A 24,798-nucleotide genomic window follows, 5' to 3' on the forward strand; every position below is an offset into this window, starting at 1 on the left:
ATCATTCCAAGCTTTCATGAACCGTCTCAGCCAGCAAACCAGCCCATACCTTCTTCAGCATGCCAACAATCCGGTAGACTGGTATCCCTGGGGTGAAGAGGCATTGACCAAAGCAAAGACTGAAAACAAGCCCATTCTCGTCAGTATCGGATATTCTGCCTGTCACTGGTGCCATGTTATGGAGCGCGAATGTTTTGAAAAAGAAGATATTTCGGCGGTGATGAACCAGCATTTTGTCTGTATCAAAGTAGATCGCGAAGAAAGACCTGATGTCGATGCGGTTTATATGGATGCGGTTCAGGCCATGGGCGTGAGAGGCGGCTGGCCTTTGAATGTATTTTTGCTGCCTGACAGCAAACCGTTTTATGGCGTGACTTATCTCCCGCCCCAGAACTGGGTCCAGCTCCTGAAAAGTATCAACGATGCTTACAACAAACACTACAAAGAGCTGGTCGACTCCGCTGACGGATTTGTGCGGAACATGGTCGCTTCTGAAACTGAAAAATATGGTCTGGTGAACAGTGTCAACCCTCACTCGCTTGAAGAGCTTGACCTGATGTTCGAGAAACTAAAACAGCATTTCGATACCCAAAAAGGTGGAATGGACCGCGCTCCCAAGTTTCCCATGCCTTCGATCTACAAATTTTTGCTTCGATATTACGACATCAGCCAGAATCCCGAAGCTCTCGCGCACCTGGAGTTATCCCTGAACCGGATCGCGCTCGGCGGAATATACGACCACGCGGGAGGTGGGTGGGCAAGGTATTCCGTGGATGATGAATGGTTTATCCCGCACTTCGAAAAAATGCTTTATGACAACGCCCAGTTATTAAGCATTTACGCAGAGGCTTATTCACTGACACAAAACCCGCTATACTCTGCCAGGATCATGGAAACAATACACTGGCTGAAAAACGAAATGCTAAGTCCAGATGGAGGATTTTACTCCGCTTTGGATGCCGATAGCGAAGGTATTGAAGGCAAATATTATATCTGGACCGAGGAAGAATTGAAAGATACATTGAAAAACGATTTCGAATGGTTTTCCAAATTATATAATATTTCCAAACGAGGTAACTGGGAACATGGTTACAATCATTTGCACCTTACCAATTATGCCGACGAAACAGCAAAAGCAGCCGGTATTTTCGATGAGCAGTTTTCTGGACGTTATCAGGATGCACTTTACAGACTTTCGAAAAGAAGAGAAACCCGCATAAAACCCGGGCTGGATGATAAAATCCTTGCATCCTGGAATGGCTTGCTGATCAAAGGACTGACAGATTGTTACCGGGCCCTCGGCGATGATGCTATCCGTGAACTGGCTGTGCAGACTGCTGATTTTATTTTTAATAAAATGTCCGCCGACGGCAAACTATGGCATAGCTATAAAGCCGGAAAACCAACTATCACTGCCTTTCTGGAAGATTATGCTGCTGTTATCGAGGCTTATGCAGGTTTGTACCAGGTTACTTTCAACGAAGCCTGGCTGGAGCGTGCCTCCCAGCTTGCGGATTATACCATTGCCCAGTTTTACGATGAGACCGAAGGTTTTTTCTATTTTACCGATGCATCGGGGGAATCGCTGATTGCGAGAAAAAAAGAGCTTTTTGACAATGTCATCCCCGCGTCCAATTCTATTATGGCACATAATCTGTACATCCTCGGCAAGATGCTCGATCGTGAGGTGTATTTGAACCTCTCGGAAAACATGCTTTCCAAAATGAACAAAATTCTGATTGCCGATGTGCAATGGGTGACCAATTGGGCTGCGTTGTATTGCCTCAAAACGGTACCCACGGCTGAAATAGCAATTGTAGGTGAAGATGCAGATGCCATGCGAAAAGACTTCGACAGGTTTTTTATCCCCAACAAAATTGTAATGGGAACGAAGACATCTTCCGATTTGCCCCTACTGCAAAACCGCTCCGACACGGATGCGAAAACGGCAGTTTATGTATGTTATGACAAAACATGCCAGCTTCCCGTCACTACCGTGGAAGCGGCATTGGATCAGCTGGCCAGCATTTAAATCAAGGGATAGTACCGCTCCCTGATCACGTTGATGTGGTGCAGCGGATGCCCCAGAATCACAAATCCGAGGGCGAGTGGGGAAATTTCGGTTTGATTGGCCACGCCGGAACGCAAAATCATTGCGCTATCCATGTTGGCAAAAAGTGAGATCGTGGACACCCTTACCTGTTCAAATTCTTCCAGCAAATCAGGAATAGGCCTCCCGTATGCAATCGTGTTTGCAGCAAATACTGCTTCGTCATACCCAGGTAAATTTGTTCTGTCATTCCTCGAAAACCGCAGCGCCCGGTATGCCATGATCCGTTCATTGTCAACTACATGCTGGAGAATATCTTTTATAGTCCACTTTCCAGGCGCATAAATTCTGTCTCCCACTTGTTCAAGTTTCTGAATATCAGAAAAAATTTCCCTGGGAGCATATTTTCGGAATCCCTCAAAAATGTCAATATCGTCTACAAGATTAATGTAACGGTCAAAAAACGGGGGCATCGGATTAATGGCAGATTTCTTCATAAATTATATTGTTTTTGTTTATATCTATTTTCTCGGGTAATCGATTGCGCTGAATCGGGAATTGGTAATGTGGAAGATGCGACAATTAGCAACTAACGGTTACTTTATTATCCTGTACAATAACGTTTTAGTTTTGCTAACGTCTATTGCTTAATTGCATCTAATATGCTTACATTTGAGTATAAATCCTCAAAGAAATTGAAAAAAATAGCGGCGATAGGTTTGTTGATTTTATTGCTCTACAACATGTTTGGGCTGCCTTTTGCTGTTTTATTCTTTAAAAAAGACTACAAAACTGCCTCGGCCCCCCAGACCAATGACGACTATCAGGTGATGAAGTTGTTCCTGCCGTCATTACCTTATACAGGCAATTGGGAAAAAGCGGACGGCCTTGAAGGACTAATCCGGAAAAATGGTGATTTTTACAACGCCACAAATATCCTGCATGAAAACGATACGCTATATGTCACACTGAAATCCAATCAACAGGCGCGGGACCGTTTTTTTGAGCTGGCGAATGCGATGCAGATCCTCACTGATCCTGAAAATGAAATTCCTAAAAACCCTTATAGTGAGGCAATTAATTTACTAAGCAGTTTTTTTAAGTTGTATATACCGTGTCACCAGGTATTTGCTTTTGGAGCTTATCCCGATCCTCCAAAATCCGCTTACATTGTAGAAACACCTTACAAAAGTCCCCTGTCTTCTTTTCCGATCCGGCTGCATACCCCGCCACCCGAGCTTTCCTGAGATCCTTCAAGCAACTATTTTCACTCGTGCGTCAGCATGATCCTGTTTCACTGTATTCAGGATTATCAGCTGTGGAATGAGCAATATCTATTACGGTTAATAAAAGGTTTTGATTTTACTTTTCCTATATGGTCATTTCTTTACAAAAAAATTTGCGTGCCTGTTCAGCAGCCGTTCTGGCTTTGCTCGGCATCTCATCTGCGGCGTTTGCCCAGATGCCCAACGATGCGATTTACATGTCCAAAAATACAGCTTGCCTTGCTGTTTCTTACAGCCATAGCTCCTGGGACAAATACTGGGAAAATTCGCTGAAACGCGAAAATTTCAACATCGGAACACATACCACACAAGGCGTAATGCCAATGCTGGCCGTGGGAATTACTAAAAACCTCAATGTTATTGCCGCCATCCCGTACCTCTGGACGCAGGCCAGCGCAGGTAATCTCAAATGGCAACGTGGATTTCAGGATGTTTCTGGCTGGATTAAGTACCGTTTTGTGAATGTCTCTGGCTTCTCGCTCCATGCAATTGCAGGCGCTTCGCTTCCCAGTAATAACTACGTTCCGGATTTTTTACCGATGTCAATCGGGATACAGTGTAAAACGGCGACAGGCAGGCTCCTGGCGAGCTACCGGCACAAAACCGGTGTTTATCTGACCGCTTCGGGAAGCTATATATTTCGCAGTAAAATCAAGATCGACAGGGATGCCTACCAGGCCGGAGATAGACTTTACGGAACAAACGAGGTGGTTGTTCCTAATGCCTATGATGCAGCTGTTCGTGTGGGTTACCTTAAAAAAGGTATCCAGGCAGAGGGGTTTATGGAACATGGTGCCTGTGACGGAGGTGATAACATCCGCCGCAACGATATGCCTTTTCCCACCAACAATATGAAGTCTACGATAGCGGGTGTTTATGCCAAATACCAGCCAAAAAATATCGGTGTAAATGCAAGGGCAGCGTATGTACTCGACGGCAGAAATGTAGGCCAGAGTACATCTTTCTCACTAGGAGTGCTTTACCAGTTTCGTTACATCGGGAAATCTTCTGAAAAATAATATTTAGTCATTGATATGAAAACAAAACATATTTTCTCTTTGAAGGGAACAACGGCTACTACTGTGATTTTAGCGACGTTAATGATGGTTTTTTCCTGCAGCAAAACTGTCAACGATCCCGTAGCATCTATTAATATCCCTTCAAGCCTCGACGAAAATGCAGGGAACTGGAAACCGTATGTACTGGCCGCGACCAGTGAGATACCGGTAGCTGAGCCAAACGCTGCTACTTCTGCCGAATACAAAGCCGAAATCCAGAAACTGAAAGATGTTACATCCAAGATTACGGCACAGCAACGAGAGCAGGTCAATTACTGGGGAGCAGGAGCCGTTTTTCGCTGGAATGAAATAGGCCGCGAACTGGCGGCGCGCTACAATACCCCGCCTGCCTCTGACAAAGACGGAAAGTATCCATTGCCCGATGCAGCAAATCCGCTGGCAGACCCGAAGTTCCCTTTTGCGAACCCGCCTTATACTGCCCGGGCCCTTGCTTATCTCAGCGTTGCCCAATACGATGCGCTGATTACCGCCTGGAACTATAAATTCAAGTATAACCGAAAGGCGCCGTCCAAAACAGATCAATCGGTGCTCACACTTTTACCCGTAACAGACCTTCCTTCGTATCCTTCGGAAGATGCAGTGGTTGCAGAAGCCTCCGTCATTATACTGAAAGCCATGTTCCCGGGAGAAGTTCCTTTCCTGGAACAAAAACTAGCAGAGCATAAAAACAGCCGTTTATGGGCCGGTATGAATGTAGAAAGTGACATTTCCGCCGGTGCAGAACTGGGTAAGGCAGTGGGTGCAAAAGTGATGGCACGTGCCAAAACAGACGGAATGGGTACAGCCAATAACCAGGCCAAAACAGCTGAAATGATTGCCAATGCAAGGACAATAGGCACTACTGAACCCTGGGTCAGCCAGGAAGTCCCCGCCCGCCCGCCTATGCTGCCTACTTACGGCGGCGTTTTGCCATGGAATTTTGACAGGCCAACTATCGTAACATTGCGCCCAGAGGCTCCGCCTGCATTGGGAAGCGCCGAATTTCAGAAAAATATGGATGAGCTGCTGAATATCGCTAAAAACCAAACGAGGGAGCAAGCCCGCATAGCCAGCTTCTGGTCGGATGGTGTGGGAAGCTATACTCCTCCGGGGCACTGGCACCGTCGCGGGGCTAACTTGTGCCATGACAACAGTTTCAGCGAAGTACGTACTGCCAGAACACTTGCCTTGTTGGGAACAGCCATACAGGATGCAGGTATTTGCTGCTGGGATACCAAATATTACTACTATTACCCGCGCCCAAACCAAATGAGCCGGAAGGTGAAAACATCGGTAGGACTGCCGAATTTCCCGTCTTATACCTCGGGACATTCTATGTTTTCCGGTGCGGGAGCGGAGGTTCTGGCGCATATTTTCCCGTCGGAAGCTGAAAAGCTGAATGCGATGGCAGCCGAAGCATCTTTATCGCGCATTTACGGATTGATACATTACCGCTTCGATTGCGAGACCGGACTTGCAACAGGTCACAAAGTAGGTAACTACGCTGTGCAACGGGCAAAAACGGACGGTGCAGAATAAAGAATTACTTTGTATAAAGAAAAAGGCCCTTCGGATATTCTCGAAAGGCCTTTTTCTTTATTTACTAATCAGTCCGTTTTGATTTTGACTTGGATGGTTTCGCAATTTTATTGAAGTCCAGGCATTTTTTTATCCAAAAGTCGAAAGCATTCTTGGTATTGTATCCTTGCTCACTTACAAAAACATAGCCATTCATAACGCGTTTGTTATGGATCATGGGGGTAACCCCGGTCATTTCCAACACCTGTTCGAATTCCTCCGGCCCTATCCTGCACAACATATTTGAATCGCGGACGCAAATGCATAATTTGTCATCCACCATAAACGCCAGTCCCTGAAACAACATTCTTTCCTCAACCAGCGGATTGTCTATCAATGCTTCCCTTACCTTGTTAGCAAGCTTTTCGTCAAATGCCATATTGCCTGGATTTTGCAAACGATACGTACTAGCCCAGATCATTGATATTAAAAGGCAGTTTTCGCATCCTTTTCCCCGTAGCCGCAAAAACGGCATTCCCAAGGGCCGGTGCAACCGGCGGCAGGCCAGGCTCCCCTACTCCACCAGGCGCAGCACCGCTGTCAATGATATGGATATCCATCACAGGTGTTTCGTTCAGACGAAGGATATTATACTGATGAAAATTGGTTTGTTCGCAGGCGCCATTATGAAAGGTAATCCCATCTTTGATCGCAGCAGTAAGACCCATTACAATGTTCCCTTCTGTCTGCGCCTTTACATTATCCGGATTTACATAATATCCGCAGTCTATCACAGAAATGACCTTATCAATTTTGACACCTTTGTCTTTTTTGGAAACTGTAATACAACAGGCCGAAATGCTATTGAAAGACTTAAAAACAGCCATACCCTTTCCGGATCCTTCCGGCAGCTTTTCTTCCCAGTTTGCCTTCTCTGCCAGTGTTTCAAGTACTTTTTTAAACCTTTCGTCGGGAAGTATTTCCATTCTTGCCTTCAAGGGATCTTTTTTGGCAAGATGAGCCAGCTCATCGATAAAACATTCCTGCCCCCACCCAAAATTAGACGCATATACTGAGCGCCACCAGACAATCGGAATATCGGTTTTAACATTCGTCCAGCTTACCTTGGAAGCTGTTGCGAACTGGTATTTATTATTTCCCGTACTAATTTCCTCACTCAGCCACGGATCGGCCTCATCGTCCTTCAAACCTTTGAATACCTGTCCAACGATCGACTCCCCAATTGCATGATGATGAAATCCGGTGATCTTTCCATCCTCTACAAATCCCTGCATGTGACTTAGCATTCCGGGCCGATACGGCCCCTGCGAAATATCATCTTCCCGGGTCCATATCACTTTAACAGGCTTTTTAATCTCTTTTGAAATATGGCATGCTTCCAATACAAAGTCATGGTAGGCCTTCCGTCCGAATGCCCCGCCCAGTAATTTGACATTGATTTTCACCTGCTCCGGCTTGACTTTCATATACGCGCAAACATCCCGAAGCGTCCAGTCCGGTCCTTGTACCGGCGCCCATATTTCCACAGAACCGTCGTCTTTTACATGTGCTATTGCGTTCTCAGGCTCAATGGGCGCATGGGCCAGAAACGGTGTTTCATAATTTGCTTCCAGCTTATCTTTGGCCCCGGCGTATTTTACCGAAAAGTCTCCTTTTTCCTCAAAGTTGATACCCTCTTTCTTGGCTGCTTCATGGCTTTCTGCAAAATAGTTGGCGGTATTGACAGTCTTTTCAAGCTCTGCATTGTCCCATTTTACCTGCAATGCCTTTTTACCTTTCAGCGCAGCCCACCAGTTGGTCGCTACTACCGCTACCGCCTCGGAGGTCCGGTGCGGCATAGTCCGCTCGGTTTTAATGACCTGCAGTACGCCTTTTATCTTTTTTGTTTCCGTATCGTCTATGGAAACAATTTTTCCATGGATCAGGGGCGAATGCACGATGGACGCATAAACCATACCAGGGATATCAACGTCAATTCCGTACACTGCCTTTCCTGTAACGCGTTCGGGTACATCCAGCCGCTTGTTATATTTCCCGATTATTTTGAAATCCTTCGGTTCTTTCAATTTGGGCTCTTTCGGAATTTCCAGCTTGGACGCATCGTCAGCTAACTCCCCGAAAGAAAGTTTCCGCCCCGAGGCCTTATGCAAAATATAGCCGTCCTCTGAGGTACATTCCGACACCGCCACATTCCACCTTTTGGCGGCAGTTGTAGTCAGCATTTCGCGTGCAGCTGCCCCGGCTTTACGGATCGGGAGCCACAATTCTCTCACAGAACTGCTTCCGCCGGAAGTCTGGCTACCATATTTGCCACTTCCGTCACTCTGAATGATCTGTACGTTTTCGAGCTTGACGCCCAGTTCTTCCGCCAGAAGGGAAGGCACTGCCTGCGTAGAGCCTTGACCCATATCAGGCCGGGGATTGACCAGGGTTATATTCCCGGCAGTATCGATGATGATGAAAGGATTTATTTCAAGCCTTAAAATCGCAGGTGTGATTTTCTTGACGGAAGCATCCCTTGCAAAAGTCGTAACGCCCAATGCCAGACCGAACGTCGAAATCCCGGTGGCTTTCAGGAAATTGCGGCGCGATGTTTGTATTTTTTCCAAAGTCGTAAGTTGCTAATGTTGGCTGTGTTTTCTTTTTATTACATCTTACCGATTCCCGGTTGCGCAACCTTCATCTCTCCGGCCGCCCTGTGAATCGCTTTACGGATCCGGTCGTAAGTACCGCATCTGCACAAATTACCGCTCATAGCCGAGTCGATCTCGGCGTCGTCAGGATCCGGATTGGATTTTAGGAGAGCCACAGCCGTCATGATTTGCCCTGACTGGCAATAGCCGCATTGAGGCACCTGCTCTTCTATCCATGCCTTCTGAACGGCATGTAACTGCGTTTCCCCAATTCCTTCAATGGTTGTAATCTTGTCACTTTTGCCTATACTTGAAACCGGCGTCTGGCACGACCGGGCTGGCTGTCCGTTGAGGTGAACCGTGCATGCGCCGCACAATGCCATACCGCACCCGAATTTCGTTCCTTTAAGTCCGACGAAATCCCTCACAACCCAAAGTAAAGGCATATCCGGCTCGACGTCGACTTTTACCTTTTTACCGTTAACTGATAAATTATATGTTGCCATGGTGAATGGTTATAGATTATCTTGCATTTATGGAAATACTCATGTAAAATAATCTATTTTTACCCATTACGCAAACCGACCCTGAATACTGATAATGATCCGAAATGATGCTGCCGTACTTGGAATACTGATGGTCATCCTGGCTGCAATTTTTTACACAGCAACCCTACCCGGAGCCTGGAAACGTTTTTACAATGTAATCCCGCCTCTGCTCCTTTGTTACTTCATCCCTGGTTTGCTGAATTCGTTTGGTATTATCAACGGAAGTTCATCCCAGCTTTATCCGGTGGTTTCAAAGTTTTTCCTTCCCGCCTGTCTTGTTCTTTTTACCATCGGTATGGACTGGAAATCGCTTGGGCGACTAGGCCCCAAAGCGCTGGTCGCCATGCTGGTTGGCACTGCCGGGATCATGATCGGAGGCCCGCTTGCTTTATGGATGGTTGGTCTGGCAAGTCCGGCAACTGTTGCTGGCGAGGGCCCCGATGCGGTCTGGCGCGGACTGGCTACAATTGCCGGTAGCTGGATCGGTGGCGGGGCTAATCAAACTGCATTGAGAGAAGTATTTCAGCCCAGTGACCGGTTGTTTTCACAGATGGTCGCGGTGGATGTGCTCGTCGCGGAAATTTGGATGGCATTACTCATTTATGGTGCCGGAGTCTCTGAAAGATTCGATAAACTTTTGGGAGCCGACAGCAGACAGATCGAAGAGGTCAAGCTTCATATGGATGCCGAATCCAAGGCAAATGAACGCAATCCTACCGTCAGCGACTACATTTTTCTGGCAGCTGCGGGATTCGGAGCAACCGGTTTTGCACATTTTATGGGCGAAATAATCACTCCTTATTTATCCCAAAATTACCCCTGGCTCGAAAAGTATAGCCTCACTTCCACTTTTTTCTGGGTCGTTACCATCGCCACCCTCGTCGGAATTATCATGTCGGTAACGCCATTGCGTAAGTTGGAATATGTTGGTGCTTCAAAACTGGGATCTGTCTTTTTGTATGTTTTGGTAGCAACCATAGGGATGCAGATGGATCTCGGAGCAGTGGCCGATAATCCTGGCTTGTTTGCCATCGGGCTGGTCTGGATACTGATTCATGCCATTATTCTTGTCATCGCATGTAAGTGGCTCAAAATCCCGTTTTTCTTCCTGGCGGTGGGTAGTCAGGCCAATGTGGGCGGTTCTGCTTCGGCATCGGTTGTTGCGGCAGCTTTTCACCCGTCACTCGCTCCAGTCGGGGTTTTGCTGGCAATACTTGGTTATGCAATCGGAACTTACGGCGGCTACCTTACCGCGCTGATGATGCAGTGGGTCAGCAATAATTAGAAGATGTCATTATAAATCCAGCACCAGCCCGTCGTATGCCAGATGCACGTGCGGCGGCAGCTCTTTTTCGATCACCGCGTGAAGCCCGAGTTTGTGGCTGATATGCGTAAGGTAAGCCTGCGGAACATTGAGCTTATCGATCAATTCCAGCGACTGGGGTAATGTGAAGTGAGAGAGGTGCGGTTCTTTCTGAAGTGTGTCCAGTATGAGCACTTTTGAACCCTTGATTTTTTCCTGTTCTTCTTCGGAAACGAAATTCGCGTCCGTGATGTAGGTAAAATCGCCAACCCGGTAACCATAGACTGCCAGCTTGTGGTGCATGACTTCTATGGGTATAAAAGTTACGCCCTGCACATCAAATGGTTGATTTTCAATTGGGTGAAGTTCAAAATGCGGGACTCCCGGATAGCGCTTTTCGGTAAAAGCGTAAGCAAACTCTGTACGGATCTGATTGAGTACCTCCAGCCTGCCATACAATGGGATATCCTTTTGCTGGCGATGGTTAAAAGCCCGTATATCATCCAGCCCGGCCGTATGGTCTTTATGTTGGTGGGTAAAAATGGCAGCGTCCAGATCGCGGACATTGGCACGGAGCATTTGCTGTCTGAAATCCGGGCCGGTATCAATCACAAAAGATTTTCCCTGGGTTTGTATCCAGACAGAGACTCTCAGGCGCTTGTCACGCTGATCACCTGAACGGCAAACGGCACAATCGCAGGCAATAACGGGTATTCCTTGCGATGTGCCGGTTCCTAATAAAGTAATCCTCATGAAAACTATTCTGTCAAATGCGCCACCACTTCAACCAGACGGTCAAAATTGAGAGGTTTCATCAGCGCATCGTCAAAACCAGCTTCCTTAAAATCTTCCTCCGAGTAATTCTTTGCGTTGCCTGTGATGGCTACTATAGGTGTTTTCGCTTTCTTTTCGTTGCTCAATTTACGGATGCTTCTTGCACACTCCATCCCATCCATAACAGGCATATTGATATCCAGTAAAATAATGTCGAAATCTTCTTTTTCAAGAAGCTGCAATACTTGCTCTCCATTTTTCACGGAAGTGATTTCATAATGTTGAAATTCCAGAATCTTCCTTGCCAGATTTTGAATAACAGAACTGTCTTCGGCAATGAGTACTCGTTTAGTGTAGGACATATGATGGGTCAGTATTTTGTTTTAATAATTTGCCAGGTCAATTTAGGGATAATTCAACCAAGAACACAAGCCGGAAGGCCGTGAAGTTTCAAAATTATCACAAAAAAGTAAATAAACATCCTATACTTTTTCAAACCTGTATTTCGGGTGTAAGTTTGCAATTCGTTTACAATTATTGACCTGCTATGTTCAAAAATAAAGTTATCCGTTACAGTACCATTGCAATGGTAATAGCCATTTTGGCTTATTTCGTCGCAGAAAATTTCACCGGTTTTAGTGCCGGATCCGAAGGTGAAGACCTGATCGCTGCCAATCCCGAACAATATAAAACCAAACTACTGGGCGAGCGGGCTGCCAAAGATGAGCAGTTCAGAACCTCAGCCGACTCTCCGATCGCAGACAAAGAAAGTTTCCACGGCCTGCATTACTTTCAGCCTAATCTTTCGTTCCGGATCAAAGCCAATATTTCTCCCTATATGAATGACGACAAGGAGGTTGTGGTGCAATATACGGACGGCACTTCCGAGAAATATGAGAAATACGGCTATGCCAATTTTACTATAAACGGAGAAAGCCAGAAATTGCTGTTGCTTAAAAACGAGAGCATTATATCTGTCCTGTTCAAAGATGAAACCAGTGGAAATCTGACATATGGAGGCGGACGTTATCTGGATTACCCTGTTTCAGAAATAAAAAACAACACCATTATCCTGGATTTTAACAAGGCCTATAATCCCTATTGTGTATACCAGGAGTCCTATGCATGCCCGGTACCTCCGGCGGAAAACAAGCTGACCGTCGCCATTCTTGCCGGTGAGCAAATCGAGTCGGGCGTACATTAGCTTCAACTTAAATCACTAATTTTGTATTACGACCAATTTGGTAACAGACCTTAATCTTTTGAAGGGATCAATATAATGCCCGACGAAGAAAAGAAATCTGGTGCCAATTCATATTTTTTTAAAGCATCCGCATGAAGATCTCTTATAAGTGGCTTAAAGAATTAGTAGAAATTACTGAAACGCCGGAAGAAATCGGCAAATTATTGACGGCAACCGGACTGGAAGTCGAAGGAATCGAAGAAATTGAATCTATAAAAGGAGGTTTACAGGGTGTGGTGATAGGAGAAGTGCTTACCTGTGAAAAACATCCGGAAGCAGACCGTCTGAAAAATACTACCGTCGACGTTGGCCTCGAAAATCCGCTTTCTATTGTTTGCGGAGCACCCAATGTTGCTGCGGGACAAAAAGTGATAGTTGCGACAGTAGGTGCTGTATTATATCCAACCGGAAGCGACCAGCCGCTGGTTTTGAAAAAATCAAAAATAAGAGGTTCCCTCTCCGAAGGGATGATCTGCGCGGAAGATGAATTGGGACTTGGAACTTCGCATGAGGGTATCCTGGTACTCGAAACTGCTCTTCCAAACGGAACACCTGCCTCAGAATATTTCGGAATTTCGTCCGACTACCTCATTGAAATCGGTCTTACTCCCAACCGTGCTGACGCTGCATCGCATTATGGTGTAGCCCGGGATTTGAAAGCAGTTTTGAACCGTCCGGTACAATTGCCTTCGGTTGATGCTTTTGCAATCCATGACAATAGCCTTCCATTTGATGTTGAAGTAAAAAATACGGAAGCTTGCCCACGTTATACAGGCCTGACGATTTCGGGAATAAAGGTAGCGGACTCTCCTGACTGGCTGAAACAGCGGCTCGCAGTGATCGGGATCCGGTCAATCAACAACATTGTCGATATTACCAATTACATCTGCCATGAACTGGGCCAGCCGATGCATGCTTTTGATGCAGAGAAGGTTACGGGCAATAAAGTGATTGTTACCACCGTAGAGGCAGGCACTCCTTTTGTAACCCTCGATGGGCAGGAAAGAAAACTATCGGAGAACGATCTCATGATTTGTAATGCCGGTACTAACGGAAAACCAGAGGGCATGTGCATCGCAGGCGTTTTCGGAGGGATTGCTTCCGGTGTTACCAATGATACCACCACTATTTTTCTTGAATCGGCTTATTTTTCGCCGGTTTGGGTCCGCAGAACTGCCCAGCGGTTTTCATTGAAAACGGATTCTTCATTCCGTTTTGAACGGGGAACAGATCCCAATATGCCGTTATATGCGCTCAAGAGAGCTGCCCTGCTGATACAGGAAATCGCAGGTGGAAAAGTATCTTCTGAAATTACAGATATTTATCCTGCTCCCGTGAAGGATTTCCAGGTTCCGATGAGTTATGCCCATATTAACAGGCTGCTTGGAAAATCGTTGGATAAAGAGCTGATCAAGAATATTCTTACATCTCTTGATATCCAAATTGAGAATGAAACGGACGAAACATTCACAGCTATTGTGCCTCCATATCGTGTTGACGTTCAGAGAGAAGCAGATGTAATCGAAGAAATCCTGCGAATTTACGGTTTTGGACAAGTTGAATTGTCAGAATCTCTGAGCTCTGATTTCCTTTCGGATTTCCCTGTCAATGACCCTGAGAAACTCAAAATGCGCGCAGCTGAATTGCTGGCTGCAAACGGGTTCAATGAAATGATCAATAATTCGCTTACCAAACCTGAGTTTCAGGCATTGCTGGGCGAAAGTGCATTGGGTAATCCGGTAAAAATCCTCAATTATCTGAGCGAAGATTTGTCGGTGATGCGCCAGACAATGATTTTTTCCGGTCTGGAGGTAATTGCCTACAACAGCAACCGGCGCCAGCGTGATCTCAAACTTTTTGAATTTGGTAAAACTTATCATGAGGTAAACGGGAAATATGTAGAAAAGGAAAGGTTATCCGTTTTCCTGACAGGCAACATCCAGGAAGAAAGCTGGATCGCAAAGTCGAAGCCGGTAGAATTTCATGACATGGCCGGTTTTGTGAGCAAAGTTCTTTCCGCGATGAAAATCAGGGAAGTTGAAAAGCAAGCTGCCGACGCCGGTATTTTCAAGCACGGGCTTACCTTAATATATAATAAGAAACCGGTTGTTTCTTTCGGTTTGCTAAACACTGCATTGACCAAAAAACTGGACATTAAAGCACCTGTTTTCTTTGCAGATTTTGACTGGGAGTATCTGTTGAAACAATATGATTCGGCGGTTCAATACAAAGAGGTTTCCAAATTCCCGGAAGTTCGCAGGGATCTTTCCCTGGTTGTGGACAAGAAGACCACTTTTGAAGCGCTCCGGCAAACCGCTTTTAAAACAGAAAGGCAGTTGCTGCGGTCAGTGAACGTATTTGATGTGTACGAAGGTGCGAACCTGGAAGGCAAGAAATCCTATTCCATCAGTTTCACATTACAGGACGACCAGCAAACATTAACCGATAAAGTGATCGACAAATCGATGCAACGTTTGATTGCGGCTTACGAAAAAGAATTTGAGGCATTGATCAGAAAGTAGAGAAACATGGATAGGAGCATCACACGCATCATTGAGCACAGGCTGTCTGATCTTGAGAAAAAACTCGAGATACTGATCAACACAAAAGAGAAATTAACCTGGTCAATTTCAGAACTACAGCGCGAAAATGCGGAGCTCCGTTTATCCAATATCAAACTCAAGGAAGAAGCGAAAGAAATAAAGAAAAAATACACTACTTTGGAAAAAGACTTTAATAAGTCTAAAAGTTTCGCTAAAATTGTCACTAGTAAACTGACGCCAACCAACGGAATAGCCGAACTGAAAGACTCAGTTGAAAGATATATACAAGAGATCGATAAGTGCATTGAAATGCTTGAAGATACCTTATGAAAAAAAATAGCATACCTAATCCAGACGTTTCTGTCTTTATAAAACTGCTGGACAGAGGTTTCAAACTGAGCGTTCCGGCGGATCAGGAGAAATTCTACAGGGATGGGTATGAGGTCTTCATGCAACGTGTGCAACAGCATAAATTAAAAGGGAAAGTATACGGTGACATCGAAGCAATTGCCCTTACTTCCATCGAGTGCCTCGTGGCATTGCAGAGGAACCAGGAGCAAATGGATGATTTGGTAGCAACTTTTAAGCACAGAGTGGAAAAGCTGGATGAGACAATTGCCAGTGCTATTGAAAATTGATGTTCATTATCTGAGAAAACTTTTAATTTAATTCGTCTTCCTGTTATCCTTCAAATGTACTGTTCGGCATTTTGACGAGGGTGTAGTCGGTCATACCAACTATATATAACCTGTACCGAAATGTCAAATTCATTAGTTTTCATTCTTGTCCTGTCCGATATCATTGCCATTGGCGTAGGTATTTTCGCAGGCAAATACATCTTCCAACGATCTTTTGACCAAAAAGAAAAAGAGGCTCAGGAACGTGCTACTGAAATTCTCCGCAATGCGGAAAGCGCCGCTGAAAACATCAAAAAAGACCGTATTCTCGAAGCCAAAGAGAAATATCTGAGGCTGAAGTCAGAATTTGAGGACGACGCCAATAAAAAGCGTGTTATCCTCCAGACCAACGAACAGAAACTTAAGCAGCGTGAACAAAGCCTGAACCAGACGATCGAGCAGAACAAACGCCGCGAGAACGAGCTGGAAACGCTCAAAAATAATCTTAATCTACAACTGGAAACCGCCGCCAAGCGTCGTGAAGAAGCCGAAAAATCACTTCAGCAGCAGGTTGCTCAGCTTGAAAAAATCGCAAACCTCACGGCCGACCAGGCACGCGAGCAATTGGTTGATGCCTTGAAAGCAGAGGCTGACACAAGAGCAGGCTCCTATGTAAAAAGTGCAATGGAAGAGGCCCGCCTGACTGCGACGAAGGAGGCCAAAAAGATAGTTATAGAAACCATTCAGCGCACTGCCGCCGAACATGCAATCGAAAACTGCGTGTCTGTTTTCAACATCGAAAACGATGATATCAAAGGTAAAATAATAGGTCGCGAGGGAAGAAACATACGGGCGCTCGAAGCTGCTACGGGTGTGGAGATTATTGTAGACGATACGCCCGAAGCCATTGTAATTTCCGGATTCGATCCGGTTCGAAGGGAAATTGCCAGGCTTTCATTACACAGATTGGTACAGGATGGCAGGATCCACCCAGCCCGTATTGAGGAAGTTGTTGCCAAAACCCGCAAGAATATCGATGACGAAATTGTGGAAATCGGTGAGCGCACTGTGATCGATATGGGCATCCACGGTCTGCATCCCGAATTGGTAAAAATGATCGGCCGCATGCGTTTCCGCTCTTCGTACGGACAAAACCTGTTACAACATTCGAGAGAAGTAGCCAAATTATGCGCTACAATGGCTTCTGAACTCGGATTGAACACCAAGCTTGCAAAAAGGGCCGGATTACTGCATGATATTGGGAAGGTATGGCCGGAAGAATCAGATCTCCCGCACGCTATCCTGGGCATGGAACTTGCTAAAAAATATAAAGAGAACCCTGAAGTCTGCAACGCCATCGGCGCCCACCATGATGAGATTGAAATGACGAGCATATTGTCACCGATCATTCAGGTTTGCGATGCAATTTCAGGCTCACGTCCTGGGGCACGCCGTGAAATGATGGAATCTTACATCCAGAGGCTGCGAGATCTTGAAAACATGGCGTTGTCGTTTGACGGCGTCGAAAAATGTTACGCGATCCAGGCGGGCAGAGAACTGAGGGTTATCATAGATGCCGATAATGTATCGGACGAAAAAGCTGGCATGCTTTCTTTTGATATTTCCCAGAAGATCGAAAAAGAAATGCAGTATCCGGGACAGATCAAGATCACTGTAATCCGGGAAATGCGTTCAGTCGCATACGCGCGTTAATTAATAGCCCAAATACATGAATTACTCACAGCTTACCAGTTCAGAACTTTTGGGTATCCAAACGCTTGGTGAACTTAAAAAAGCAGGTTACAAGTTACGTTCCATCAAACAGGAATTACGTGATAATCTGATCTCAAAAATTAAAAATAAAGAGAACATTTTTCCGGGAATATGGGGTTATGAAGAAACTGTAATCCCTGATGTTGAGCGGGCGATCCTCTCCATGCATAACATCAACTTTCTTGGATTAAGGGGACAAGCAAAGACCCGCATTGCCCGGATGATGGTAACCCTGCTGGATGAATACGTTCCCTACGTGGAGGATTCTGAACTGCATGATGATCCGCTGGAACCTCTTTCGAGATTCTCTAAAGACATGGTCACGGAATATGGAGATCATACAAAGATTGCCTGGCTGCACAGAAATGAGCGCTATACCGAAAAACTGGCCACTCCAGACGTTTCCGTAGCTGACCTTATCGGAGATGTAGACCCGATCAAAGCTGCAACATTGAAACTACCTTATTCTGATGAAAGGGTAATCCATTTCGGACTTATACCGCGTTCGCACAGAGGAATTTTTGTGATCAATGAGCTCCCTGACCTTCAGGCAAGAATCCAGGTTGCACTATTCAATATACTGCAGGAAGGTGATATTCAGATCCGCGGGTTTAAGTTGCGGCTACCTTTGGATATTCAGTTTGTATTTACCGCAAATCCCGAGGATTATACCAACCGGGGTAGTATTGTGACGCCGCTGAAAGACCGGATTGAAAGCCAGATTGTTACCCACTATCCTAAAACCATTGAGACCGGAAAGAAAATAACAGAACAGGAAGCGGTAGTTAAAGAAGAGCAAAAGGAATTGGTTATCGTCAATGAACTTTCCAAGACTTTGATCGAGCAGATTGCTTTTGAAGCCAGGGAAAGCGAATATGTAGACAGCAAGAGTGGTGTTTCTGCACGCTTGACAATATCTGCTTACGAAAGCCTTTTAAGTACTGCGGAAAGGCGTGCGCTGATCAATGGCGAAGAATCTACATATGTGCGCATTTCGGATCTGTACGGCGTTGTTTCTTCGATTTGCGGAAAAGTAGAACTTGTTTACGAAGGCGAGGTTGAAGGCCCCGTCATTGTTGCTCAAAATCTGATAGGAAAAGCTATCCGCACGCAATTTCTTAACTTTTTCCCGGATCCTGAAAAAAGCAAAAAAAGCAAGATCAATCCTTACGCCAAGGTAATCGAATGGTTCGGTTCGGGGAATGAAATGGAAATGCCAGGTGACATGACCGACCGCGAGTATATGGCCCGCCTGAAGACCATCGACGGGTTGGATGATTTTGTTGATATGCTGAGCGCGTATTCCAGTGATGCCGAAAAACTCTTTATGATGGAATTTGCACTGCACGGTATGGCTGAGTTTTCATTAATAGGCAAACAATCGCTGGATCAGGGAATGAAGTTTCAGGACCTGGTTAGCAGCATGTTCTCCGGTCCGGGTGATGAAGATTACGATTTTGATGAGGACGATGATGATAGAAAGCCTTTTTAACAGCAATTACATATCATAAAAAAATGCCCGGAAAAAACACCGGGCATTTTTTTATGATATTGAAGAACTCACTTTAAAGCGGAGCACCTTCGTCAGCGACATTAGGTTCACTGGTGTCGATCAGAGAATCGGGCTCATTATTGACTTTTGCACGAACTTTCGCCTCCAGTTCATCCATCAATTCAGGATTGTCCTTAATAAGCGCTTTTACTGCATCACGGCCCTGTCCAAGACGGTTTCCGTCATAACTGAACCAAGAACCTGCCTTCTTTACAATATCTAGTTCTACGGCAAGGTCAATGATCTCTCCTACTTTTGAGATTCCCTCTCCGTACATGATGTCGAATTCAACCACCTTAAAAGGAGGAGCGACTTTATTTTTAACCACCTTAACCCTGGTACGGTTTCCCAGGATCGCGTCAGCGCTCTCTTTGATCTGCCCCACGCGGCGGATATCCAGACGAACCGAAGCATAATATTTCAATGCATTACCACCAGTTGTCGTTTCAGGATTTCCAAACATTACGCCGATTTTCTCACGAAGCTGGTTGATGAAGATACAGCAGCATCCTGTTTTGTTAATTACACCGGTCAGCTTTCGCAAAGCCTGCGACATCAACCTGGCCTGCAGACCCATTTTACTGTCTCCCATTTCACCTTCGAGCTCCGCACGCGGAACAAGTGCGGCTACTGAGTCGATCACAATAATATCTACGGCACCGCTACTGATCAGATGTTCGGCGATTTCAAGTGCCTGCTCACCGCTGTCCGGCTGTGAAATCAATAGATTACTTGTATCTATCCCTAATTTCTCGGCATAAGAACGGTCAAAAGCATGCTCAGCGTCAATAAATGCGGCAAGTCCGCCTTTCTTCTGCGCCTCGGCGATGCAGTGCATTGATAAAGTCGTTTTACCCGAAGATTCAGGACCATATATTTCGACAACACGACCGCGGGGAACACCTCCTACACCTAATGCCAGATCCAGCCCCAAAGAACCCGTAGAAATCACGGGAATATCCAAAACCTTGGTATCGCTCAGGCGCATTACTGTACCTTTCCCATAAGCCTTGTCCAATTTTTCCAGAGTGGTCTGTAATGCTTTTAGTTTGTTGTCTTTATCTGTGCTAGTTTGTGCCATAAATGGTAACAAGAATTTAGTTTGTACATAAAAATAGCGGCCTTTGCTTCACAAAAACCGCTGTGTAACTGGTCTTTTCTGAGGTGTAAATTTATCAAATCCTGCTCACAAAAGCAACCAAATTTTCCTTTAAAAATATAATTTTCAGTGACGTTCAGCGCAATCAAAAATCAGCATTGTTCGATGCGTCACACATTAATTATCAAGTGGTTATAATGGCTTATTCTACGGTTTTGCAGGCGCCATTTTCAGCTCGTATACCGAGTCCTTTTTACCCAGATACTGGTCTGCCTCGCGCTGCGACCATTTGTCTTTCAGCACCTCGTAAATGTTCGGATAAGCATCATAAGGGATCGGATCAAAGGTTACCTTTTCCGGTAGCACCTTTTTGGTCATTAAATTGACTTTCAAAGCCCTCCCGATTCTCCCCGCTTCTATGAATGAACAGGATATCAGCATTAAAAATAGTACAATATGGACTGGTGACCTCCGCACTGCCGCCCAAACTTCTTTCCCTGACCTGGCAGCAAACGGGTAAAACAGATATATTCCGACAATCAGCAGATAAGGCATCAACCCTCGAAACAGGAAATCGTTCACCTTTCCCATCCGATAAACCGGAAATACCAGGATAAAAAACAATATTAGCAGATATGGAAAAGGCGGCAACACGTGAGAAGTGAGGTGCCTGAAAACCATATAGGCAAAAAAGAAAATAACCAGATTAAGCCCAATGTTAATCATATACTCAACTACACGTGCCGACATGCTGTCGGAAAATTGCCAGACGAAACCTGAAATGGGTGCTTCCTCGTGGGAAAGAAAGAACAGTAACACCGGGGCACACACTAATACAGGCAGCACCACAGTTTTCCCGACGAAAATCCAGTCAAGTTTCAGGCCTTTCAAAATCCATTTGCGGATAATCACAATTGCAGCCAGAAGCCCGCTTGTAAACGCAGGGAACACCGCCCACCAGAATGTAAGGGCCACCGGCAAAACAATATGTTCAAGCTCCATTTTATTTCTCAGGAGATATACGAACATTCCGCCAATGATGAGTGTAGGGATAACCTGATTGGGCACCCACAGGAGATTTTCGAAATTCGACCATGACTCGAGACCGAAATCTCCCATTTCGTACATTGTACCCGTGATTTTATAAAAAACCGTTTTGAGAACGTGAGGCGTATCCCCTATTGCCATCGCCAGCAATACGTATATGATCTTTTTATTCAACACAATGTACACCCAGGCCATTCCAAGAAAAAAGCCCAGTGCGGTCCAGATAAAAATGATCGGCTCATTGATACTGCCCAGAAACTTTGAGATCAGCGCCGGAACAACATAATAACCATAATAATAGGAGATAACCGGACCGTCGAGCGGTATCCTGATTGGCCAGTCATACATGAAAAGCTCATAAAATTTGGTATTGTGGCACCAGTAATCGAACGTCTGGTAGGCGAGCCCTGCAACGCCCGAGACAAACGTGACCAACAAGGCAGTCAATCCTAAAACCAGCAGGTCTCTGCCGTTTAAAACAGTCCCTGAAACAAAATCCTTGCTTCTGAGTACATCTGCGAAAATGACCAGCAACACCGCAATACCCGGGATTGCAACAGGCAAATTCATCCAGAAAAAAAAGAAAATTAAATTGGGCAGAAGCAGGTAGCCCAGACTGATACTTCTTAGGAGTTTAATATTCATCAATTCAAAATGCTGATAGATACACAAATGTACCCCTTTGTCGATGTTAATCTAAAAATTGAACCCCTGGTTTATATCCGAAGGAGTTATCCCGGAGCAAATATCTCTTACGTTTGATCAGAAATCCACTGATTACCACAAAGAGTATCTGCTTTTATATAAATTTGTCAAAAGTAAAATCCAGTCGCTTGTCCGGCCATTTTTTACACACTTGTTTTCTCCAATATTGATTACTGTTCTGTGATAAAAAAAATATCTTTTGCCATTATCCTCTTATTGGCAGTTGCCGGAATTTATTACAGAGATCTTATCAGTTACGGCTGGATGCAGGCAAGCGGCCAAGTAAAAATGCTGCTCAATGTCGTAGATGTAGACGATGTGATGCAGGATCCCACATTTCCCGATTCCCTGAAAGCCCGCATCCGACTGATTGAGGAGATTAAGCAGTTTGGCGTGGATTCATTGGGTTTGACCCCTTCCGAAAACTACACTACCTTTTACGACCAGCACGAAAAACCTCTGATTTGGCTCATTACCGCCTCTCCAAGATATGAAATAAAGCCTTACAAATGGTCATTCCCGATCATCGGTGAATTTCCTTACAAGGGATTTTTTGATTCCACGCGCGCCGTTACCGAAGAGAAAGAATTGATAAAAAAGGGACTCGATACCGATATTGGCGACGTTTCGGCATGGTCAACACTGGGTTATCTCAAAGATCCGATCTTGTCCAGTATGCTAAAAAGAAAAGAAGGCAGCCTTGCAAATCTGATACTGCATGAACTCACGCATGGTACACTTTTTGTTAAAAATGACCTGGAACTCAATGAAAATCTCGCCAGTTTTGTAGGCGACCAGGGTGCAATCCGGTTTCTAAAACAGAAATACGGTCTGGAGTCGCCTGAATTACGTACCTACGAGTATTCCAAAAAGTATAACGACGCCTATTCGAAGCACATGCTCAGGGGCATAGCCAGGCTGGACAGCCTTTATGATTCTTTCGGGCCGGACCAGAAGCCCGATGTAAGGAAGGATAAATTGAAAAAAAATATGATTTTAAGTATACTTAACGATACTGACACACTTCTTTCGGGTAAGCGCACGTTTACAAACAAAAATCGATGGCCCGATAACAAGCTCCCAAACAATGCCTACTTTATTAGTTATCAGACCTATAAATCCAGGCAGAATATTTTTCTGAATGAATTCGAAAATAAGTTTGGGGGAAATTTTAAGAGATATCTGGCATATCTGAAAGAAAAATACCCCTCCCTGTAATATCAATCTTTTAGCATGAAGAAATCACACATATCAGTTTTAGCCATTTCGATCTTAGTACTATTCTTTTCTTTCCGGCAATTTGAACAAAACCGAGTAATACCCAACTCTAGCTTCGGAATAGGTGAAAGAGTTGATTACAGAGTACATTACGGTTTTATCAATGCAGCAGAGGCCAAAGTTGAAATAGCAAAATCTGTCTCCATCATCAATAACAGGCCATGTTTTAAGGTAAATGTAACAGGACGGACAGTGGGGGCCTTCGACCTGATCTCACGTGTACGGGACACCTGGCGCTCATATATAGACACTTCCGCTATCTTACCGCATGTCTTTGAAAGACAGATCCAGGAAAACAGGTACAGAAAAGATGAAAAGATTGTTTTCAACCATGCCAAAGACCAGGCAGTTTCCAGCGTAAAGAATGAGACCAAGACCTACAATGTCCCAAACGACATTCACGATATCATCAGCGGTTATTTTTTTCTGAGAACATTGGATTTCGAGAAAATAGCAGAAGGCGCAATTATAGAGGTTCCTACGTTTTTTGGGGGTGATGTTTATAAACTACGTGTCCGGTACGTTGGGAAAGATGTGATCAAAACCAAGTTCGGAAAAGCCCGCGTGATCCGCCTGAACCCGTTAATGCCCAATAATAAGTTTTTCAAAGATGAGGGTTCGATGAGGCTTTGGGTTTCTGATGATTCTAACAAAATACCCCTGAAAGTACAGGTTGACCTTGCGATCGGATCGCTTGAGATGGATGTAAAATCGTATAAGGGGCTACGAAAGGATATTACCTGGTTTTAAGAAAAATGCCCTTTTCATTTCCTGGATCTGTTTTAGCGGAAAGGGAAGGCCATTTTTCCGGATACTGAAATAATCGGTCTTTTCACTGCCAAAACTGCCGTAGAATGCGGCAATCGGCTCTATGTCAGGGCTTTCAAAATCAAAAATCAACGACTTTTCGGCATGAAGTCTAAAATAATGATCCAGCACGGCTGTTCTTGCATTTCCGGATCTCCCTTCATCGTCTGCCGAGTTAAAAATATAAATTACCTTTTCACCGCTTTTAACCAGCAGTACTCCGGCGTGAACCCTTCCATGATGGCATGCGTACCAAAGTTCTGCATTACCTCTCCGTGACAGGCAGCTGAAAATATCCTGCAACGTTCTGTAAGCGTTTGCGTTGACGCCTCCCGGAATCTTCCCCGCATGATTTACTTCAAATAGCCTGATCAGCGGTCCGATATCGAGTCTTTCCTGAATAACCCAGCTGAGTCGCCTGCTGCGATCAAGGTTTTTCTTGCGGTCTTTTGAATATTTATTAACGATATCATCGTATCCTTTGCCCAGCCTGAGCCAGTATGTCCGCTTTTGGACAAATTCAAACTCAGTGAAATCCGATCTCAGCTTTTCCAGTAATCCGAAATTTTCGGGGTTGAACTGGTAGCACGAAATGTAGGAAAAATGCCCCCATAATGACCTCATGAATGCTTCAACCTGGTCGGATGTGAGCACATCAATTGAAAACAAACCTAAAAACTGACAAAATAATGGCTGGTATACTACGGTCTTACCAAAGCGCTTTTTAACGGGCAGCGGCATTACAACCACAAAGTTCTGCACCGACGGCCAAACAATGGCTTTCCAGTCTTCACAGACTATATCCAGGTAAAAGCTGTAAGCATAGATTACAGATTGCTGAGATCGCCGGATATGGGTATCCCAGCGCTGATTTGAAATTTGCGAACGATTAATGAGGACAGGGGTCATCGGAGCAGGGTTAGAAGTGAATCTATTACCCTTT

22 protein-coding genes are annotated in these 24,798 nt (G+C 45.1%); 13 read left to right on the top strand and 9 right to left on the bottom strand.

All coding sequences use genetic code 11. From position 1 onward, the window contains the following. Positions 1 to 16 precede the first annotated feature (16 nt). Positions 17 to 2,032, top strand: a complete 2,016-nt coding sequence (locus FBF61_RS22710; protein WP_138481710.1) for a thioredoxin domain-containing protein — start codon at positions 17 to 19, stop codon at positions 2,030 to 2,032. Here the strand turns inward: FBF61_RS22710 and FBF61_RS22715 are convergent. After that, complete coding sequence (locus FBF61_RS22715) at positions 2,029 to 2,547, bottom strand: DinB family protein (protein ID WP_138481712.1); 519 nt, start codon at positions 2,545 to 2,547, stop codon at positions 2,029 to 2,031. The two genes, FBF61_RS22710 and FBF61_RS22715, sit on opposite strands and share 4 nt — an antisense overlap. 198 nt (positions 2,548 to 2,745) lie before the next feature. On the opposite strand from FBF61_RS22715, the gene FBF61_RS22720 reads away from it, so the two are divergent. The 3 genes from FBF61_RS22720 (at position 2,746) to FBF61_RS22730 (ending at position 5,933) form a co-directional block, all read left to right on the top strand. After that, positions 2,746 to 3,297, top strand: a complete 552-nt coding sequence (locus tag FBF61_RS22720; RefSeq protein ID WP_229215177.1) for a hypothetical protein — start codon at positions 2,746 to 2,748, stop codon at positions 3,295 to 3,297. 128 nt (positions 3,298 to 3,425) lie between these two features. Continuing rightward, positions 3,426 to 4,355, top strand: a complete 930-nt coding sequence (locus FBF61_RS22725) for a hypothetical protein (RefSeq protein ID WP_138481716.1) — start codon at positions 3,426 to 3,428, stop codon at positions 4,353 to 4,355. 15 nt (positions 4,356 to 4,370) lie between these two features. After that, positions 4,371 to 5,933, top strand: coding sequence for a phosphatase PAP2 family protein (locus tag FBF61_RS22730; protein WP_138481718.1), 1,563 nt, complete (start codon positions 4,371 to 4,373; stop codon positions 5,931 to 5,933). Between the two features lie 64 nt (positions 5,934 to 5,997). Here the strand turns inward: FBF61_RS22730 and FBF61_RS22735 are convergent, their stop codons facing one another. Genes FBF61_RS22735 through FBF61_RS22745 form a run of 3 tightly spaced genes read right to left on the bottom strand, consistent with a single transcriptional unit; the run spans position 5,998 to position 9,072 of the window. Next, entirely contained in the window at positions 5,998 to 6,351 is a 354-nt protein-coding gene (locus FBF61_RS22735) for a TfoX/Sxy family protein (protein WP_138481720.1), read from the bottom strand. A 28-nt stretch (positions 6,352 to 6,379) separates the two neighbouring features. Next, positions 6,380 to 8,542, bottom strand: coding sequence for a xanthine dehydrogenase family protein molybdopterin-binding subunit (locus FBF61_RS22740; RefSeq protein ID WP_138481722.1), 2,163 nt, complete (start codon positions 8,540 to 8,542; stop codon positions 6,380 to 6,382). Positions 8,543 to 8,580: 38 nt separating this feature from the next. After that, positions 8,581 to 9,072: a (2Fe-2S)-binding protein gene (locus tag FBF61_RS22745; protein ID WP_138481724.1), complete on the bottom strand. Its 492-nt coding sequence runs from the start codon at positions 9,070 to 9,072 to the stop codon at positions 8,581 to 8,583. A 94-nt stretch (positions 9,073 to 9,166) separates the two neighbouring features. Between FBF61_RS22745 and FBF61_RS22750 the strand changes: the two genes are divergently transcribed. Further along, positions 9,167 to 10,399 (top strand): DUF819 family protein, encoded by a 1,233-nt coding sequence (locus tag FBF61_RS22750; protein ID WP_138481726.1) that lies wholly within the window; start codon positions 9,167 to 9,169, stop codon positions 10,397 to 10,399. Positions 10,400 to 10,408: 9 nt separating this feature from the next. Here the strand turns inward: FBF61_RS22750 and FBF61_RS22755 are convergent, their stop codons facing one another. Beyond that, positions 10,409 to 11,170, bottom strand: a complete 762-nt coding sequence (locus FBF61_RS22755; protein ID WP_138481728.1) for an MBL fold metallo-hydrolase — start codon at positions 11,168 to 11,170, stop codon at positions 10,409 to 10,411. Between the two features lie 5 nt (positions 11,171 to 11,175). Next, complete coding sequence (locus tag FBF61_RS22760; protein WP_138481730.1) at positions 11,176 to 11,553, bottom strand: response regulator; 378 nt, start codon at positions 11,551 to 11,553, stop codon at positions 11,176 to 11,178. Positions 11,554 to 11,738: 185 nt separating this feature from the next. Between FBF61_RS22760 and FBF61_RS22765 the strand changes: the two genes are divergently transcribed. The 6 genes from FBF61_RS22765 (at position 11,739) to FBF61_RS22790 (ending at position 18,859) form a co-directional block, all read left to right on the top strand. Continuing rightward, positions 11,739 to 12,395 carry a DUF1684 domain-containing protein gene (locus FBF61_RS22765; protein ID WP_138481732.1) on the top strand — a complete coding sequence of 219 codons (657 nt, stop codon included), beginning with the start codon at positions 11,739 to 11,741 and terminating at the stop codon, positions 12,393 to 12,395. A gap of 131 nt (positions 12,396 to 12,526) precedes the next feature. Further along, positions 12,527 to 14,956 (top strand): phenylalanine--tRNA ligase subunit beta, encoded by a 2,430-nt coding sequence (pheT, locus tag FBF61_RS22770; RefSeq protein WP_138481734.1) that lies wholly within the window; start codon positions 12,527 to 12,529, stop codon positions 14,954 to 14,956. Positions 14,957 to 14,962: 6 nt separating this feature from the next. Next, positions 14,963 to 15,307 (top strand): hypothetical protein, encoded by a 345-nt coding sequence (locus tag FBF61_RS22775; protein ID WP_138481736.1) that lies wholly within the window; start codon positions 14,963 to 14,965, stop codon positions 15,305 to 15,307. Beyond that, complete coding sequence (gene zapA / locus FBF61_RS22780) at positions 15,304 to 15,615, top strand: cell division protein ZapA (protein ID WP_138481738.1); 312 nt, start codon at positions 15,304 to 15,306, stop codon at positions 15,613 to 15,615. The genes FBF61_RS22775 and zapA overlap by 4 nt, the downstream gene beginning before the upstream one ends. A 120-nt stretch (positions 15,616 to 15,735) precedes the next feature. Next, entirely contained in the window at positions 15,736 to 17,307 is a 1,572-nt protein-coding gene (gene rny, locus FBF61_RS22785; RefSeq protein ID WP_138481740.1) for a ribonuclease Y, read from the top strand. Between the two features lie 16 nt (positions 17,308 to 17,323). After that, positions 17,324 to 18,859: a P-loop NTPase family protein gene (locus FBF61_RS22790; RefSeq protein WP_138481742.1), complete on the top strand. Its 1,536-nt coding sequence runs from the start codon at positions 17,324 to 17,326 to the stop codon at positions 18,857 to 18,859. A 73-nt stretch (positions 18,860 to 18,932) separates the two neighbouring features. On the opposite strand, the gene recA is transcribed toward FBF61_RS22790, so the two are convergent. Next, entirely contained in the window at positions 18,933 to 20,000 is a 1,068-nt protein-coding gene (gene recA, locus FBF61_RS22795; protein WP_138481744.1) for a recombinase RecA, read from the bottom strand. Positions 20,001 to 20,225: 225 nt separating this feature from the next. Next, on the bottom strand, positions 20,226 to 21,710 hold the full coding sequence (locus tag FBF61_RS22800; RefSeq protein ID WP_138481746.1) for a hypothetical protein: 1,485 nt from the start codon (positions 21,708 to 21,710) through the stop codon (positions 20,226 to 20,228). 240 nt (positions 21,711 to 21,950) lie between these two features. Between FBF61_RS22800 and FBF61_RS22805 the strand changes: the two genes are divergently transcribed. Together FBF61_RS22805 and FBF61_RS22810 are read left to right on the top strand one after the other, a co-directional pair. After that, complete coding sequence (locus FBF61_RS22805) at positions 21,951 to 22,988, top strand: aminopeptidase (protein ID WP_166444591.1); 1,038 nt, start codon at positions 21,951 to 21,953, stop codon at positions 22,986 to 22,988. Positions 22,989 to 23,003: 15 nt separating this feature from the next. After that, positions 23,004 to 23,798, top strand: coding sequence for a DUF3108 domain-containing protein (locus FBF61_RS22810; protein WP_138481748.1), 795 nt, complete (start codon positions 23,004 to 23,006; stop codon positions 23,796 to 23,798). Here FBF61_RS22810 and FBF61_RS22815 read toward each other — a convergent pair. Next, complete coding sequence (locus FBF61_RS22815; protein ID WP_138481750.1) at positions 23,772 to 24,764, bottom strand: GNAT family N-acetyltransferase; 993 nt, start codon at positions 24,762 to 24,764, stop codon at positions 23,772 to 23,774. The genes FBF61_RS22810 and FBF61_RS22815 overlap by 27 nt on opposite strands. Positions 24,765 to 24,798: the final 34 nt, after the last annotated feature.

Source organism: Dyadobacter bucti (assembly GCF_005869225.1).
GTDB lineage: Bacteria > Bacteroidota > Bacteroidia > Cytophagales > Spirosomataceae > Dyadobacter > Dyadobacter bucti.